Genomic DNA, 17,308 nt, shown 5'->3' with positions numbered 1-17,308 from the left:
AGGGGATCCTGTCAACGCTGGGATTATGCGGATTTTTCATGCTGCATTCCATATGAGAAACAGGACTTATAACAGCTATACTTTTGGAGCTTTTGCACTGCACTTGATGCAAGCCAGGCCAATGGCATAAAAACCATCACAATTTTTAGCGGCAGAGGCTACAATCGACCGAGGTCACAATTCTCAATTCAGAAGAGTATTGCTATGAAAAATATCAACCCAACGCAGACTGCAGCCTGGCAGGCATTACAGAAACACTTTGATGAGATGAAAGACGTTACTATCGCGGAGCTGTTCGCGAAAGACGGCGATCGTTTCAATAAGTTCTCCGCGACGTTTGACGATCAGATGCTGGTCGATTTTTCCAAAAACCGCATCACTGAAGAGACGCTGGCAAAACTGCAGGATCTGGCGAAAGAGACCGATCTGAGCGGTGCCATCAAGTCCATGTTCTCTGGCGAGAAGATCAACCGTACTGAAGATCGCGCCGTACTGCATGTTGCACTGCGTAACCGTAGCAATACTCCAATCATCGTTGACGGCAAAGATGTGATGCCTGAAGTGAACGCCGTGCTGGAAAAGATGAAAACCTTCTCGGAAGCAATCATCTCAGGTCAGTGGAAAGGCTACACCGGCAAACCGATCACCGATGTGGTGAACATCGGTATCGGCGGCTCCGACCTTGGCCCATTCATGGTGACCGAAGCGCTGCGCCCGTACAAAAACCACCTCAACATGCACTTTGTCTCTAACGTCGATGGCACTCACATCGCCGAAGTGCTGAAAAAAGTGAACCCGGAAAGCACCCTGTTCCTGGTGGCGTCCAAAACCTTCACCACCCAGGAAACCATGACCAACGCCCACAGCGCGCGCGACTGGTTCCTGAAAACTGCCGGTGACGAGCAGCACGTGGCGAAACACTTCGCGGCGCTCTCCACCAACGCCAAAGCGGTCGGCGAGTTCGGCATCGACACTGCCAACATGTTCGAGTTCTGGGACTGGGTTGGCGGTCGTTACTCCCTGTGGTCCGCGATCGGTCTGTCTATCATCCTCTCCGTGGGCTACGACAACTTTGTTGAGCTGCTCTCCGGCGCGCATGCGATGGACAAACACTTCTCTACCACTCCGGCAGAGAAAAACCTGCCGGTGCTGCTGGCGCTGATCGGCATCTGGTATAACAACTTCTTTGGTGCAGAAACCGAAGCGATCCTGCCGTACGACCAGTACATGCACCGTTTCGCAGCCTACTTCCAGCAGGGCAACATGGAATCCAACGGTAAATACGTTGACCGTAACGGCAACGCCGTGGATTACCAGACCGGCCCAATCATCTGGGGTGAGCCAGGCACCAACGGCCAGCACGCGTTCTACCAGCTGATCCACCAGGGCACCAAAATGGTACCGTGCGATTTCATCGCCCCGGCTATCACTCATAACCCGCTGTCTGACCACCATCCGAAGCTGCTGTCGAACTTCTTCGCGCAGACCGAAGCGCTGGCGTTCGGTAAAGCGCGTGACGTGGTTGAGCAGGAGTATCGCGATCAGGGTAAAGATCCGGCGACCCTGGATCACGTGGTGCCGTTCAAAGTGTTCGAAGGCAATCGTCCAACCAACTCCATCCTGCTGCGTGAGATCACCCCGTTCAGCCTGGGCGCGCTGATTGCCTTGTATGAGCACAAAATCTTCACCCAGGGCGCGATCCTGAACATCTTCACCTTTGACCAGTGGGGCGTTGAGCTGGGCAAACAGCTGGCTAACCGCATCCTGCCTGAGCTGGGTGATAACCAGGACATTAGCAGCCACGACAGCTCCACCAACGGCCTGATTAACCGTTATAAAGCCTGGCGCGCATAATTCTGCTGCGGTCTGTCTGCCCGGTGGCGCTACGCTTACCGGGCCTACAAAACCACCGTAGGCCGGGCAAACGGAGTGCCGCCCGGCAGATCTGCACAAAATATAAACAAAAAATATAGATCCCCGTCACATTTTTGCGTTATACAGGAATCTCGTCCCGGAGAATGAGGTGCTGTATGACATCCCTGACTCGCCCGCGCGTTGAGTTTATCTCAACCATTCTACAGACCGTGTTGAACCTGGGTCTGCTGAGCCTTGGCCTGATCCTGGTCGTCTTCCTCGGTAAAGAGACGGTGCATCTGGCTGATGTGCTTTTCGCCCCTGAGCAAACCAGCAAATACGAGCTGGTTGAAGGGCTGGTGGTTTACTTTCTCTACTTCGAATTTATCGCCCTGATCGTCAAGTACTTTCAGTCTGGCTTTCACTTCCCGCTGCGCTACTTTGTCTACATTGGTATCACCGCGATTGTGCGACTGATCATCGTCGATCATAAATCGCCCCTCGACGTGCTGCTCTACTCGGCGGCTATCCTGCTGCTGGTGGTTACCCTCTGGCTGTGCAACTCGAAGCGACTGAAACGGGAATAAAAAAAGGGCGGCCCGAGGGCCGCCGAAAACAGTCACAAGTTTGGATCAAGACATCAAGGCAAAGTTGAGGGTTGCAGTGGAATAACAATGAAACTTAACCTTTCACGCCTCCCGCGGTCAGGCCATTTACCAGCCAGCGCTGGGCCAGCAGGAAGACGACGGTGATCGGGATAGCGGAGAGGACAGCGGCTGCGGCAAAGTCGCCCCACAGATAGTTTTGCGGGTTGAGGTATTGCTGCATCCCTACCGCCAGGGTGTAGCTGTTCACATCACGCAGCAGCAGTGAGGCGACCGGCACTTCGGTAATGGCGGCGATAAACGACAGAATAAAGACCACCGCCAGAATCGGTACGGAGAGCGGCAGCAGCACCAGACGGAACGCCTGCCACGGGGTGGCGCCATCCAGCGACGCGGCCTCTTCCAGCGAGTTGTCGATGGTTTCGAAATAGCCTTTGATGGTCCAGACGTGCAGCGCGATCCCGCCGAGGTAGGCGAAAATCACCCCGCCGTGGGTGTTCAGACCGATAAACGGCACATACTGGCCGAGGCGGTCAAACAAGGCGTACAGCGCCACCAGGGACAGGACTGCCGGGAACATCTGGAAAATCAGCATCCCTTTCAGCAGCGTCGCTTTCCCTTTGAAGCGCATACGGGCAAAGGCGTAGGCGCAGGTGGTGGAGAGCGTCACGATACCGATCGCGGTGATGGTGGCGACTTTCACCGAGTTCCACAGCCACAGCAGCACTGGGAACGGCGGCGGCGTGACGCGACCATCGGCGTGCTCCACGCTGAAGCCCAGCGCTAACTTCCAGTGCTCCCAGGAGATTTGCTCCGGGATCAGGCTACCGGTGGCGAAGTTACCCGAACGCAGGGAGATGGCGATAACCATCAGCAGCGGGAACATGATTGCCGCGATAAAAATCAGCAGACCCAGGTGGGTGATCAGTAAACGTAATTTCTGCGATTTGGGTTGGACCATAGCCATTTTCAGTACCCTCCTTAGTCAAACTTCATGCGGGTTGCTTTCAGGTTCACGATTGCCAGCGCGCCCACCAGCAGGAAGATCAGGGTGGCGATAGCCGCCGCCAGACCGAAGTCCTGACCACCGCCGCCTTCGAAGGCGATACGGTAGGTGTAGCTCACGAGCAGGTCGGTATAACCGGCTGGCGTAGTGGTGCCGAGACGGTCCGGGCCACCGTTGGTCAACAGCTGAATCAGCACGAAGTTGTTAAAGTTAAAGGCGAAGCTGGCAATCATCAGCGGCGTCAGCGGCTTGATCAGCAGCGGGAGCGTAATCTTAAAGAAGTTCTGGAACGGGGTGGCTCCGTCCATGGCCGACGCTTCATACAGGTCATCCGGGATCGCCTTCAGCAGCCCCATGCACAGGATCATCATGTACGGATAGCCGAGCCAGGTGTTGACGATGATGATCATGCTGCGGGCGGTAGTCGGGTCGCTGAACCACGCCGGTTTGATACCAAACAGGCTGCTCAGCATCATGTTGATTTCACCAAAGCTCTGGTTGAACAGCCCTTTGAAAATCAGAATCGAAATGAATGACGGTACGGCGTAGGGCAGGATCAGCAGGACGCGGTAAATCGCTTTGCCTTTCAGGGCTTCCCACTGCACCAGGCAGGCCAGCACCATGCCAACGGCCACGGTCAGGATCACGGTCAGTATCGAGAAGACCACGGTCCAGACAAAGATGGCGAAGAACGGTTTCTGAATGCCTTCGTCGGTAAAGACGCGGGTAAAGTTATCCCAGCCGATGGTGACGGTATAGCCCGGGCTGAGCTTATCGTCGCCCCAGGTGCCGTCAGCATTCACGGACTGGTAGAAGCCGACGTCGTTATTCGGGCGGTACTTCACGCCGGTCTGGTTGTTGGTGAGCGTGCTGTCATCGCCCAGCGTGTACAGCGGGCGGGTGCCGGAGAACTGGCGCAGCGAGCTCATAATGACTTTGCTTTCGTCCGGCAGCTCAGCGGTAATCTGGGTCAGCGCCTGACGGTTCTGGGTGATGACGCGCAGGTTGGCGCGTTCCCCTTCCGGCAGGGCATCAGCTTCTTTCAGGGCCAGTTTCTGCTCGCCGCCAAATTTAAAGGCGTCGGAGACGTAATATTTGCCTGCGGCATCGTCGGTCAGCGCCAGCTTCCATTCGTCACCTGCGGGATAGAGACCAAAGTTAAAGGTCTTGCCGGCCTGATAGGAACGGTCCATCAGCACCTGCTGGGCGCGCTCCTGGGCGAGCTGGTTGGTGCTGCTGTAGTTGGTGAAAGCGATGGCGATGGTGCAAATAAGTGGGAACAGGACAAACAGCCCCATCCCGGCAACGCCTGGATAGACATAGCGCCAGGCGTAGGCTTTGCGGTTAGCAAAAATATAGAGGCCGACCGAGCTTAAAATCAGCGTCATGGCGGCAAACAGGTACTCCCCCTGGGCGTACATCAAAACAATAAGGTAACCCACCAGCAAACCCAGCAGACCAATCACTGACCATTTCAGCGTGTCGCTTTGCCACCAGTGTTTCTTTTTAACGACATCCATGGGGTTCTTCCTCTACAACTGTGAAAACTTATTGTCAGGTGGCGCTCCGCTTACCTGACCTACGGCTCGAACCGTAGTTGTAGGGCGGGTAAGCGAAGCGCCACCCGCCGCTTTTACTTACTTAGTGATACGACCCTGAGCATCTTTCAGCGCAGCATCCACAGTCTGACGACCGCTGGCGGCGTTGATCACCGCGGTACGGGTGGCGTACCAGAAGGCAGCCATCTGCGGGATGTTAGGCATGATTTCGCCCTTCTCGGCGTTGCTCATGGTGGCGGCGATGCGTGGATCTTTCGCCAGCTGCTCCTGGAAGGATTTCAGCGCGACGGCGCCCAGCGGTTTGTCCTTGTTCACTTCGTCCAGACCCTGATCGGTCAGCAGGTAGTTTTCGAGGAACTCTTTCGCCAGCTCTTTGTTCGGGCTGGCGGCGTTGATACCGGCACTCAGCACGCCAACGAACGGTTTAGACGGCTTGCCTTTGAAGGTTGGCAGCACCGCGACGCCGTAGTTGATTTTGCTCTTGTCGATGTTGGACCACGCCCACGGACCGTTGATGGTCATCGCGGTTTCGCCCTTGTTGAAGGCCGCTTCTGCGATGGAGTAGTCGGTATCCGCATTCATCTGTTTGTTCTTGATCAGGTCAACCAGGAAGGTCAGACCCGCTTTCGCGCCCGCGTTGTCCACGCCAACGTCTTTCACATCATATTTGCCGTTTTCAAACTTGAACGCATAACCGCCGTCGGCAGCAATCAGCGGCCAGGTGAAGTACGGCTCTTGCAGGTTGAACATCAGCGCGCTCTTACCTTTCGCCTTCAGCTCTTTATCCAGCGCCGGGATCTCTTCCCAGGTTTTTGGCGGGTTCGGTACGAGGTCTTTGTTGTAGATCAGGGAGAGCGATTCAACCGCAACCGGGTAAGCGATCAGCTTGCCGTTGTAGCGCACGGCGTCCCAGGTGAACGGGAACAGCTTGTCCTGGAAGGCTTTATCCGGGGAGATCTCGGCCAGCAGGCCAGACTGAGCGTAGCCGCCGAAACGGTCATGGGCCCAGAAGATAATGTCAGGGCCGTCGCCGGTTGCCGCAACCTGCGGGAATTTCTCTTCCAGCTTGTCAGGGTGTTCAACGGTGACTTTAATGCCGGTATCTTTCTCGAATTTTTTACCCACTTCAGCCAGGCCGTTATAGCCTTTGTCGCCGTTAATCCAGATTACCAGCTTACCTTCTTCAATTTTGGCGAGCGCAGGTGCGGAAATCATCATTGCTGCAAGGGCGGACAATGCGAAAACGCGTGCGCCAGTCTTGATATTCATATCTGCCATCCTTTTTGGTGATGTGCTGTGGATACATTGAGGTGGTTCAACGTCGCTCAGTCTCCTTATTTGACATCCTCTTTCCATCCTCCTGGCCCCTACGCCCCACCCCCGCTTTATGTGATCTGCGTTGCATAAATTTCAGTTATGTGTCCTGGCGCACACAAAAGAGCGATGAATTTTGCCGGTGACATCACGAATTTTGCCTCCGCCCCCGGGGGGCGCTGGCGGAGTCCACTCTCTCATCCTCCCGCCTCCTCCCCCATAAAAAAGGCTGGGGGTGGAGGATTCGCGAAACGCCCCGATACCGCATAGTCAGCCCATATTGAATGTTTCTGTTGATGACAGGCTGTAACGAAGGGAGTAGGGCATGGCGAGCGTAGAACTGCGTAACGTAACGAAAGCCTGGGGTGACGTGGTGGTATCGAAAGATATCAATCTCGATATCCAGGAAGGTGAATTCGTGGTTTTTGTTGGCCCGTCAGGCTGCGGTAAATCCACGCTGCTGCGTATGATTGCCGGTCTGGAAACCATCACCAGCGGCGATCTGATGATTGGCGATACCCGCATGAACGATATTCCGCCTGCGGAGCGTGGCGTCGGGATGGTCTTCCAGTCCTATGCCCTTTATCCCCACCTCTCCGTTGCCGAGAACATGTCGTTCGGCCTCAAGCTGGCGGGCGCCAAAAAAGAGACCATCAACCAGCGCGTGACCCAGGTTGCTGAAGTGTTGCAGCTGGCGCATCTGCTGGAGCGTAAGCCGAAGGCCCTGTCCGGTGGGCAGCGCCAGCGCGTGGCGATTGGCCGTACGCTGGTGGCAGAGCCGCGCGTGTTCCTGCTCGATGAGCCGCTGTCGAACCTTGACGCCGCGCTGCGCGTGCAGATGCGTATTGAGATTTCCCGTCTGCACAAGCGTCTTGGGCGCACCATGATTTACGTCACCCACGATCAGGTCGAAGCGATGACCCTCGCCGACAAGATTGTGGTGCTGGATGCTGGTCGCGTGGCGCAGGTGGGTAAACCGCTGGAACTCTATCACTACCCGGCAGACCGCTTTGTTGCGGGCTTTATTGGCTCGCCAAAGATGAACTTCTTGCCGGTAAAAGTCACCGCCACTGCCATCGATCAGGTTCAGGTTGAGCTGCCGAACCGCCAGCAGGTGTGGCTGCCGGTAGACAGCGTAAACGTCAACGTGGGGGCCAACATGTCCCTCGGGATCCGTCCTGAACATCTGCTGCCAAGCCACATCGCTGATGTGACCCTGGAGGGCGAGGTTCAGGTGGTTGAGCAGTTAGGTCACGAAACACAGATTCATATCCAGATCCCAGCCATTCGTCAGAACCTGGTCTACCGCCAGAACGACGTGGTGTTGGTAAAAGAGGGTGCCACATTCGCTATCGGCTTGCCGCCAGAGCGCTGCCATCTGTTCCGTGAGGATGGCACCGCATGTCGTCGGCTGCATCAAGAGCCCGGCGTTTAAGCAATCCCAATAATAAGCACGAAACCATCAGGTGAAGTGTTCAAAGAAAAGCAATGATCTCAGGAGATAGAATAATGATTACTCTGCGCAAAGTCCCTCTGGCACTCGCCATTGCGGCAGGCATCCTGTCTGCCCAGGCCGGCGCTGTAGACTTCAAAGGTTATGCTCGTTCTGGCATTGGCTGGACCGGGAGTGGTGGCGAACAACAGTGTTTCCAGGCAACAGGTGCACAGAGCAAATACCGTCTTGGTAACGAATGTGAAACCTATGCCGAACTGAAACTGGGTCAGGAAGTGTGGAAAGAGGGCGACAAGAGCTTCTACTTCGACACCAACGTAGCCTACTCTGTTTCTCAGCAGAACGATTGGGAATCAACCAGCCCGGCCTTCCGCGAAGCTAACGTGCAGGGTAAAAACCTGATTGAATGGCTGCCAGGTTCCACTATCTGGGCCGGTAAGCGCTTCTATCAGCGTCATGACGTTCACATGATCGACTTCTACTACTGGGATATCTCCGGTCCTGGTGCAGGTATCGAAAACATCGACCTGGGCTTCGGTAAACTCTCCCTGGCCGCAACCCGTTCTTCTGAATCCGGCGGCTCTTCCGCATTTGCAGATTTCAATGCCGATGGCGACCGCATTTATGACAATATCGTGCCTAACGATGTCTTTGACGTTCGTTTAGCCGGTATGGAAATCAACCCAGGCGGTACGCTGGAGCTGGGCGTTGACTACGGTCACACCAACATTCCTGACGACTACTACCTGCAGCCTGGCGCCTCTAAAGATGGCTGGATGTTCACCGCTGAACACACCCAGAGCATGCTGAAAGGCTTTAACAAGTTTGTTGTTCAGTACGCAACAGACTCCATGACTTCTAACGGTAAAGGTATTCCGCAGGGTGCGAGCCTGAATAACGACGGCTCCATGATCCGCGTTCTTGACCACGGTGCTGTCACCCTGGCTGACCAGTGGGATCTGATGTACGTCGGTATGTACCAGAACATCGACCTGGACAACAACAACGGTACCGAGTGGTGGACCGTCGGTGTTCGTCCGATGTTCAAATGGACGCCAATCATGTCCACCTTGCTGGAAGTGGGCTACGACAACGTCAAATCTCAGAAAACTGACGACACCAACAGCCAGTACAAAATCACCCTGGCCCAACAGTGGCAGGCTGGCGACAGCATCTGGTCCCGTCCGGCTATCCGCGTATTCGCAACCTATGCGAAGTGGGATGAGAAATGGGGTTACGCTAACAATCGCGATGCAGGCTACACCTCTGGCGTAGCATACAACGACACCTCCGCGAAAACCTTCAGCCGTGGCGACAACGATGAGTGGACCTTCGGTGCCCAGATGGAAATCTGGTGGTAAGTCGTAACACCTGATGTATTGACCTAAAAGAGGGGCGCAAGCCCCTCTCTTCATAGGGTGCTGCGCGCTATTGCCTGGCCACCGCAGTGCTAACGCAATCTGAGGTAAACATAATGAAAATGAAAAAAAGTCTCGTCGCGCTGTGCCTCTCCGCAGGTCTGCTGGCAGGAGCTCCAGCCATCACGCTTGCGAACGTCAATTTCGTCCCACAAAACACCAGCGCTGCGCCTGCGGTTCCGGCAGCCGCGCTGCAACAGCTGGTCTGGACGCCTGTCGATCAGTCCAAAACCCAGACTACCCAACTTTCTACCGGCGGCCAGACCTTAAACGTGGCGGGGATCGCCGGCCCGGTGGCGGCGTACAGTGTGCCGGCTAATATCGGCGAAATCACCCTGACGCTGACAAGCGTGGTGGAGAAACAGACCAGCGTATTTGCACCGAACGTGCTGATTCTGGATCAGAACCTGACACCATCTGCCTACTTCCCAAGCGAATACTTCACCTACCAGGAGCCGGGCGTAATGAGCGCCGATCGTCTGGAAGGGGTCATGCGCCTGACGCCAGCCCTGGGTCAGCAGAAACTGTACGTCCTGGTCTTTACCACCGACAAAGATCTGCAGCAAACCACCAAACTGATCGATCCGGCGAAAGCCTATGCCAAAGGCACCGGCAACGCCGTACCGGATATCCCGGATCCGCTTGCACGCCACGTCACTGACGGTGAGCTGAAGCTGAAAGTCTCCACCAACAGCGCCTCCAGCGTGCTGGTCGGTCCGCTGTTTGGCTCCTCCGGCCCTGGTCCGGTCACCGTAGGCAATACCGCGGCACCGGTCTATGCTGCGCCAGCGGTTGCACCAGCTGCGGCTCCGGCTGCCGCGCCAGCCGTTGCCCCGGCCCCGGCGAAGAAGAGCGAGCCGGTACTGACCGATACCGAAGCCTACTTTAATCAGGCCATTAAGCAGGCAGTCGCAAAAGGTGATGTCGATAAAGCGCTGAAACTGCTGGATGAAGCAGAGCGTTTAGGCTCGACCACTGCCCGTTCCACCTTTATCAGCAGTGTAAAAGGCAAGGGGTGACCGTCTCCCCACAATGCTGATTTTGTCAGTAGTTTGGTGCGCCCCTGTGGGCGCACTTTTTTTGTGATTTACACCGCTGTTGCATCTCTGTTGCGATAATGTTCGCTAACTCACGTTTGCCCGCCCCCATTAGGCGTTTCTGCGATACAATAGCTTTACGTTATGTATCGGAGAGACTGGCATGTCACACCCCGCGCTAACACAACTGCGTGCGCTGCGCTATTTTGACGAAATCCCTGCCCTGGAACCGGAGCAGCTCGACTGGCTGCTGCTGGAAGATTCCATGACTAAACGTTTTGAGCAGCAGGGCAAGAACGTCACCGTTACCCTCATTCAGGAGGGATTCGTCACGCCTGACGCGGTGGCGGATGAGCTGCCATTATTGCCGAAAGAGGCGCGCTACTGGCTGCGGGAGATCCTGCTCTGTGCCGACGGCGAGCCGTGGCTGGCCGGGCGCACGGTGGTGCCAGAATCCACCCTTACCGGGCCGGAGATGGCGCTGCAGCAGATGGGCAAAACCCCGCTGGGACGCTATCTGTTCACCTCCTCCGAGCTGACCCGCGATTTTATTGAAATTGGACGCGATGCCGGATTATGGGGACGCCGTTCCCGCTTGCGCTTAAGTGGAAAACCCTTAATGCTGACCGAGCTGTTTTTACCGGCGTCACCGTTGTACTAAGAGGAAGAGAAAATGGAGTGGAGTCTGACGCAGAACAAGCTGCTGGCGTACCACCGCCTGATGCGAACGGATAAGCCGATCGGTGCGCTACTGCTGCTGTGGCCGACCCTGTGGGCGCTGTGGGTTGCAACCCCCGGGCTGCCGCCGCTGTGGATCCTGGCGGTATTTGTGGCGGGTGTCTGGTTGATGCGAGCCGCGGGCTGTGTGGTTAACGATTATGCCGATCGCAAATTTGACGGCCACGTGAAACGCACCGCGAATCGTCCGCTGCCGAGCGGTGATGTCACGGAGAAAGAGGCGCGGGCGCTGTTTGTGGTGCTGGTCCTGCTCTCGTTCCTGCTGGTGCTGACCCTCAACACCATGACCATCCTGCTCTCCGTGGCAGCGCTGGCCCTGGCCTGGGTCTACCCGTTTATGAAGCGCTATACCCATCTGCCCCAGGTGGTGCTGGGCGCCGCCTTTGGCTGGTCGATCCCCATGGCCTTTGCCGCCGTCAGCGAAAGCGTGCCGCTGAGCTGCTGGCTGATGTTCCTGGCCAACATCCTCTGGGCGGTGGCCTACGATACCCAGTACGCGATGGTTGACCGCGACGATGATCTGAAGATTGGCATTAAATCGACGGCCATTCTGTTTGGTCGTCAGGACAAGCTGATCATTGGGATTTTGCAGGTCGCGGTGCTGGCGCTGCTGGTGGCAATTGGTTACCTGAACCAGCTGAACGGCGCATTTTACGGGGCGGTTGCGGCGGCGGGTGTGCTCTTTATCTACCAGCAAAAGCTCATTGCCAACCGCGAACGCGAGGCCTGTTTTAAAGCGTTTCTGAACAATAACTACGTTGGTCTGGTGTTGTTTTTCGGGTTAGCAATTAGCTATTGGGCATAAAAAAAAGCCGGGTGGCGGCTTCGCCTTACCCGGCCTACGATTTGGCAGAATATGTAGGCCGGGTAAGCGTTAGCGCCACCCGGCTTTTTTACGCACTATTCTCCCTGCGTCGCGCTCTCAATCGTTAAGCGCACGTCAGAGGTGATCAGCTCTGCCAGCATCTGGTAAACCTTCATCGTCTCTTCCGGCTCGGCATCACCGCTGTCACTGATATAACCCTCATCACGCAGCGTCAATACCAGCGAACTGAAGACCGCTTTGTCGAAGAACTCCGGCGCGTTGATACCGTGCAGCATCGACAGACGCTGGGCCAGAGTACGGCTCTCTTTCTCCAGCGTACCGCGGTTGATCGACGGGTTGGCGCTCAGCAGCCAGAAGGTGATGGCGTAGCGCTGCACAGTCTCGCGCGCACCCGCCGCCAGCAGCTGTAGCGTGCGTGAGCGGGACGGGTTGATCACCAGAACGTCCTCTTTCTGCGTCATCAGCCCCTGGCGGACCAGCTCTTCAGTATGCTTATCCAGCACCTCTGCCAGCTCGTCGCTGTTCCAGCGCAGGAACAACTCGGCTTTCAGCATCGGGTAGAGAGCGGTGACATGCTCCAGCAGCGCCTGACGGCTGATCTGGCGATGCTGGGTCACGATGGCGGCCATCAGCGAAGGCAGCATCAGCATATGCGCGATGTTATTGCGGTAGTAGGTCATCAGCACCGCCTGCTCGCGCGGCAGAATGATGATATCGCCGATCGTATCTTTCTCGACCTCGAACTTGTTCATCTGCAATGCGTGATCGATGAGCTCGCTGGCGCTGGCCGTCGGCACCGTGGCATCGGCGGCGTAGGGCACGTTGCGCATCAGGTTCAGGTAGCAGTCGATCTGCTCGGTCAACTGCTCGCGGGTAAGCGAGCGCTGGCGCGAGGCAAGCAGGGCGGTACAGCACAGGTTCATGGCGTTCGCCGCCCCGGCGTTGTTAATGCGCACCATCAGATCGGCAGCAATGGCGTTCACCGTCGGCGTCAGCCAGGCCGGACGCACCGCTTCGATCGGATCGATGGACTCACGCCACTCCGGTACACGGTGGTTGAGGTAGGTCATCAGCGGCATCGGCTCGCCGAAGTTAACATACCCCTGGCCGAGGTTACGCAGCTTGCTCAGACCACGCAGCATCTGCAGCAGGCTCTCTTTCTCTTTGGTGGCGCCGCGCAGCTCTTTGGCGTAGGTGCCCACTTCCATCACGTGCTCGTAACCGATGTAGATTGGCACCAGGGTGATAGGACGCGTACCGCCGCGCAGCATCGCCTGGATGGTCATCGACAGGGTGCCGGTCTTCGGATCGAGCAAACGCCCGGTACGGGAACGGCCACCCTCCACAAAGTACTCGACGGAATAGCCGCGGCTGAACAGCTCGCCCAGATACTCGCGGAACACGGTGGAGTAGAGCTTGTTACCTTTAAAGGTACGGCGAATAAAGAACGCACCCAGACGGCGGAAGATCGGCCCTGCCGGCCAGAAGTTGAGGTTAATGCCCGCCGCAATGTGCGGTGGCACCAGCCCCTGGTGATAGAGCACGTACGAGAGCAGCAGGTAGTCCATGTGGCTGCGGTGGCAGGGCACGTAGACAATTTCATGGCCGTCATGGGCCAGCTGGCGCACACGCTCGGCGTTGTGCACGTTAATCCCCTGATAGAGACGGTTCCAGGTAAAGCTCAGGATACGGTCGCTGAGGCGGATCATCTCGTAGGAGAAGTTGGCGGCAATCTCTTCCATCAGGGCGATGGCGTTTTGCTGCGCCTTCTCATGGGAGATCTTTTTGCTGCGCGCTTCGTCTTCGACGGCACGGGCAATGGCTTTCGACGCCAGCAGCTTATTGAACAGATCCTGGCGAGCAGGCAGGCGCGGGCCTACCGCGGCAAGACGCTGGCGGGCAAAGTGCATACGCGCCACGCGGGCCAGCTTCTGGGCGATGGTTTTATCCGTGCCGTGCTCATCGGCCATGCGGCGCAGGGAGACGGAAGGTGAAAAACGGACAAAGCTGTCGCGGCCCAGCCAGTTGACGGCGAAAAACTTCTGCACCCCGTTGAGCATGCGCAACGGCGGATTCTCTTCGCCTTTATCGCGCCCCGGACGACGGCCAAACATCACCGATACCGGCACCATCTGCACATCCAGCAGCGGGTTGCTGCGGTGCAGGTCGAGGTAATCATGGAACAGCTTAATGGACTCTTCTTTCGGCGTGTACCAGGTGAATACGCGAGGTCCGCCGTGGATAAAGATGTAGCGTGGCAGTTGGGTGCCGTCGATCTCCAGCGGCTCCAGCGGATCCGGGAGATCGTGCGCCAGGCATTGGGCGCGCAGCGTCAGCAAGTCGGCCTTCGAGTTGTAAGGCAAAACGTACATAATAGGACGCGAGGTATCGAGTCCCAATTCCAGCGTGGGAACCGCCGGAATAGACTTGCTTTTTACCAGGACGCTTAATGGTAAATTAAGTAATTTGTAGTAAATTCGTGGCCAGCCAGACATAAACGATGTAAAGCCTCTGGTTAAAAATGCAATTGCGGCGCAAGGATAACAGAAAGCGCGCAAAATTTCTGTTGTTACCCGTCATACTTCCGGCGGCAGCGCAGCGCGCTTAAGCCACCGTTTCTGACGCTATTTTCGAAGAAAGGTTTCTTTTAATGGCCAACAATACCACTGGGTTAACCCGAATCATTAAAGCTGCCGGCTATTCCTGGAAAGGCATTCGTGCTGCCTGGATCAATGAAGCCGCTTTTCGCCAGGAGGGGGTAGCAGTCATCGCGGCGATTATTATTGCCTGCTGGCTGGACGTTGATCCCATCACCCGCGTACTCCTGATTGGATCGGTAATGTTGGTGATGATAGTCGAAATTCTGAACAGTGCGATCGAGGCGGTGGTCGACCGCATTGGCAGCGACTTCCATGAGCTTTCGGGCCGGGCGAAAGATATGGGCTCTGCCGCTGTGCTGATGGCGATTATCGTTGCCCTGTTTACCTGGGTCACGCTGCTTTGGGGGCATTTGCGATAAGCCTTCAGAAACCGAACAAGTCTCTGGTTTTTTATGCGGTTTGTGGTTCCAAAATCGCCTTTAGCTGTATATACTCACAGCATAACTGTATATACACCCAGGGGGCGGAATGAAAGCGTTAACGACCAGGCAGCAAGAGGTGTTTGATCTCATTCGGGATCATATCGGCCAGACGGGTATGCCGCCGACGCGTGCAGAAATCGCGCAGCGTCTGGGCTTCCGTTCTCCAAACGCCGCTGAAGAGCACCTTAAAGCCCTGGCGCGTAAGGGTGTGCTTGAGATTGTCTCCGGCGCGTCTCGTGGTATTCGTCTGCTCGTTGAAGCAGAAGAGGGCCTTCCGCTTGTCGGTCGTGTCGCCGCCGGGGAACCGCTGCTGGCGCAACAGCATATTGAAGGCCACTATCAGGTCGATCCGGGCATGTTCAAACCGAGCGCGGACTTCTTGCTGCGCGTCAGCGGGATGTCCATGAAGGATATCGGCATTCTCGACGGCGATCTGCTGGCGGTACATAAAACGCAGGATGTGCGCAACGGCCAGGTCGTTGTGGCGCGCATAGATGATGAAGTGACCGTTAAGCGTCTGAAAAAACAGGGCAACACGGTACAGCTGCTTCCGGAAAACAGCGAGTTTTCCCCGATTGTTGTCGATCTGCGTGAACATAACTTTTCCATCGAAGGGCTGGCGGTAGGCGTCATCCGCAACGGTGAATGGTTATAACCTCTTTCTGACAGACTGCGGCAACGCCGCAGTCTGCTTTTCTTTTTTCTCCCGGTCATACACATGTCTCTGCTGACTGCTTCAGACAAGGCGTTGTGGCGTCTTGCCCTCCCGATGATCGTCTCCAATATCAGCGTCCCGCTGCTGGGGCTGGTGGATACCGCCGTTATCGGCCATCTTGACTCTCCGGTCTATCTGGGCGGTGTCGCCATCGGCGCCACGGCAACCAGTTTCCTGTTTATGCTGCTGCTCTTTTTGCGTATGAGCACCACCGGTCTCACCGCTCAGGCCTATGGCGCGAAAGATCCGCTGCGTCTGGCCCGGGCGCTGGTGCAGCCGCTGATCCTCGCGCTCGGCGCCGGTCTGCTGATTGTGCTGCTGCGCACACCGCTTATCGATCTGGCGCTACATATCGTGGGTGGCAGCGAGGATGTCCTGCATCAGGCGCGGCGCTTCCTTGAGATCCGCTGGCTCAGCGCCCCGGCATCGCTGGCTAATCTGGTGCTGCTCGGCTGGCTGCTGGGGGTGCAGTATGCCCGGGCACCGGTGATCCTGCTGGTGGTGGGTAATCTGCTCAATATCGTGCTGGATCTATGGCTGGTGATCGGGCTGAAAATGAACGTGCAGGGGGCCGCCCTGGCGACCGCTGCCGCCGAATACGCCACCCTGTTGCTTGGCTTGTGGATGGTCTGGCGGGTGCTGGCTCTGCGCGGCATTTCCCTGGCGCTGCTGAAAGCGAGCTGGCGCGGCAATATCCGCAAGCTGCTGGCCCTGAACCGGGACATTATGCTGCGCTCGCTGCTGCTGCAACTCTGTTTCGGCGCGCTGACGGTGCTGGGCGCGCGTTTGGGGCCGGAGATTATCGCCGTTAACGCCGTGCTGATGACGCTACTCACCTTTACCGCCTACGCGCTGGATGGTTTTGCCTATGCGGTTGAAGCGCACTCCGGGCAGGCCTATGGCGCCCGGGAAAGCGGCCAGCTGCGCGAAGTATGGCGGGCAGCCTGCCGTCAGTCTGGCATGGTGGCGCTGGCCTTCGCGTTTGTCTATGCCCTGGCGGGTAACCCGATCGTGGCGCTGCTGACTTCGCTGCCAGAGCTGCGCGCGCTGGCGAGCCATTATCTTGTCTGGCAGGTGATTTTGCCGGTGGTGGGGGTCTGGTGCTATTTGCTCGACGGCATGTTTATCGGCGCAACCCGTGGCGCAGAGATGCGCAACAGTATGGCCGTCGCGGCCGCCGGGTTTGGTCTGACGCTGTTCACCTTGCCCTGGCTGGGTAATCACGGCCTGTGGCTGGCCCTGAGCGTTTTCCTGGCGCTGCGGGGGCTCTCTCTGGGCTGGATCTGGCGCCGGCACTGGCGCAACGGCACCTGGTTTCAATAACGGCTTCACCTTACTGAATGGTAAAAGATTCCGAATAACAAACCCAACGCCGCACGCTTATCTATAATTATTATCACGTCCAGCACGAAATCTATTTCAGGACGAACTTATCCTTAACGACCGAGCGAAGAGGAATCGATGATGAATAAAGACCAAGTCGGCGGTAACTGGAAGCAGATCAAAGGTAAAGTAAAAGAACAGTGGGGCGACCTGACTGACGATGACATGACCGTTATCGAAGGTAAACGTGACCAGCTGGTGGGGAAAATTCAGGAACGCTATGGTTATGAGAAAGACCAGGCGGAGAAAGAAGTTGGTGACTGGGAAACCCGTAACAACTATCGCTGGTAATTCAGCGCTAGCCGCAGGTACACGGAT

At 56.7% G+C, this 17,308-nt stretch carries 15 protein-coding genes; 11 read left to right on the top strand and 4 right to left on the bottom strand.

Translation table 11 applies throughout. The features are described 5' to 3' along the window. Window positions 1-204 precede the first annotated feature (204 nt). Both pgi and psiE read left to right on the top strand, forming a co-directional pair. The gene (pgi, locus tag WFM46_RS01385) at window positions 205-1,854 is read left to right on the top strand and encodes a glucose-6-phosphate isomerase (RefSeq protein WP_103177834.1); all 1,650 of its coding nucleotides are present in this window, start codon (window positions 205-207) and stop codon (window positions 1,852-1,854) included. A gap of 176 nt (window positions 1,855-2,030) precedes the next feature. Beyond that, window positions 2,031-2,441 carry a phosphate-starvation-inducible protein PsiE gene (gene psiE / locus WFM46_RS01380; RefSeq protein WP_103825384.1) on the top strand — a complete coding sequence of 137 codons (411 nt, stop codon included), beginning with the start codon at window positions 2,031-2,033 and terminating at the stop codon, window positions 2,439-2,441. 94 nt (window positions 2,442-2,535) lie between these two features. Here the strand turns inward: psiE and malG are convergent, their stop codons facing one another. The 3 genes from malG to malE all read right to left on the bottom strand — a co-directional run bounded on the left by malG (window position 2,536) and on the right by malE (window position 6,293). Continuing rightward, window positions 2,536-3,426: a maltose ABC transporter permease MalG gene (malG, locus tag WFM46_RS01375; protein ID WP_032615951.1), complete on the bottom strand. Its 891-nt coding sequence runs from the start codon at window positions 3,424-3,426 to the stop codon at window positions 2,536-2,538. Between the two features lie 14 nt (window positions 3,427-3,440). Beyond that, complete coding sequence (gene malF / locus WFM46_RS01370; protein WP_103177836.1) at window positions 3,441-4,985, bottom strand: maltose ABC transporter permease MalF; 1,545 nt, start codon at window positions 4,983-4,985, stop codon at window positions 3,441-3,443. 117 nt (window positions 4,986-5,102) lie between these two features. Further along, window positions 5,103-6,293 (bottom strand): maltose/maltodextrin ABC transporter substrate-binding protein MalE, encoded by a 1,191-nt coding sequence (malE, locus tag WFM46_RS01365; RefSeq protein ID WP_139156313.1) that lies wholly within the window; start codon window positions 6,291-6,293, stop codon window positions 5,103-5,105. 370 nt (window positions 6,294-6,663) lie between these two features. Here malE and malK point away from each other — a divergent pair, with 370 nt between their 5' ends. From malK to ubiA, 5 genes are all read left to right on the top strand, one after another. After that, window positions 6,664-7,773, top strand: a complete 1,110-nt coding sequence (malK, locus tag WFM46_RS01360) for a maltose/maltodextrin ABC transporter ATP-binding protein MalK (protein ID WP_103177838.1) — start codon at window positions 6,664-6,666, stop codon at window positions 7,771-7,773. Between the two features lie 71 nt (window positions 7,774-7,844). Then, window positions 7,845-9,152 (top strand): maltoporin, encoded by a 1,308-nt coding sequence (locus WFM46_RS01355; protein ID WP_336996942.1) that lies wholly within the window; start codon window positions 7,845-7,847, stop codon window positions 9,150-9,152. 113 nt (window positions 9,153-9,265) lie between these two features. Further along, window positions 9,266-10,228: a maltose operon protein MalM gene (gene malM / locus WFM46_RS01350; RefSeq protein ID WP_336996932.1), complete on the top strand. Its 963-nt coding sequence runs from the start codon at window positions 9,266-9,268 to the stop codon at window positions 10,226-10,228. Between the two features lie 181 nt (window positions 10,229-10,409). Continuing rightward, window positions 10,410-10,907, top strand: coding sequence for a chorismate lyase (gene ubiC / locus WFM46_RS01345; RefSeq protein WP_336996931.1), 498 nt, complete (start codon window positions 10,410-10,412; stop codon window positions 10,905-10,907). A gap of 12 nt (window positions 10,908-10,919) precedes the next feature. Next, complete coding sequence (ubiA, locus tag WFM46_RS01340) at window positions 10,920-11,789, top strand: 4-hydroxybenzoate octaprenyltransferase (RefSeq protein WP_336996930.1); 870 nt, start codon at window positions 10,920-10,922, stop codon at window positions 11,787-11,789. A gap of 95 nt (window positions 11,790-11,884) precedes the next feature. Here ubiA and plsB read toward each other — a convergent pair whose 3' ends face one another. After that, entirely contained in the window at window positions 11,885-14,305 is a 2,421-nt protein-coding gene (gene plsB / locus WFM46_RS01335; protein ID WP_103177842.1) for a glycerol-3-phosphate 1-O-acyltransferase PlsB, read from the bottom strand. A 155-nt stretch (window positions 14,306-14,460) separates the two neighbouring features. Here plsB and WFM46_RS01330 point away from each other — a divergent pair, with 155 nt between their 5' ends. From WFM46_RS01330 to WFM46_RS01315, 4 genes are all read left to right on the top strand, one after another. Beyond that, complete coding sequence (locus WFM46_RS01330) at window positions 14,461-14,829, top strand: diacylglycerol kinase (protein ID WP_103177843.1); 369 nt, start codon at window positions 14,461-14,463, stop codon at window positions 14,827-14,829. 109 nt (window positions 14,830-14,938) lie between these two features. Beyond that, on the top strand, window positions 14,939-15,547 hold the full coding sequence (lexA, locus tag WFM46_RS01325) for a transcriptional repressor LexA (protein ID WP_103825393.1): 609 nt from the start codon (window positions 14,939-14,941) through the stop codon (window positions 15,545-15,547). 63 nt (window positions 15,548-15,610) lie between these two features. Beyond that, entirely contained in the window at window positions 15,611-16,930 is a 1,320-nt protein-coding gene (gene dinF / locus WFM46_RS01320; protein WP_336996929.1) for an MATE family efflux transporter DinF, read from the top strand. Between the two features lie 141 nt (window positions 16,931-17,071). Next, window positions 17,072-17,281 (top strand): CsbD family protein, encoded by a 210-nt coding sequence (locus WFM46_RS01315; RefSeq protein WP_103177846.1) that lies wholly within the window; start codon window positions 17,072-17,074, stop codon window positions 17,279-17,281. The last annotated feature ends 27 nt before the right edge of the window (window positions 17,282-17,308 follow it).

This window comes from Leclercia sp. M50, from assembly GCF_037150775.1.
Lineage (GTDB): Bacteria > Pseudomonadota > Gammaproteobacteria > Enterobacterales > Enterobacteriaceae > Enterobacter.
The sequence above is the reverse complement of the archived record's forward strand: the minus strand, read 5'-3'. Positions and strand labels throughout refer to the sequence as shown.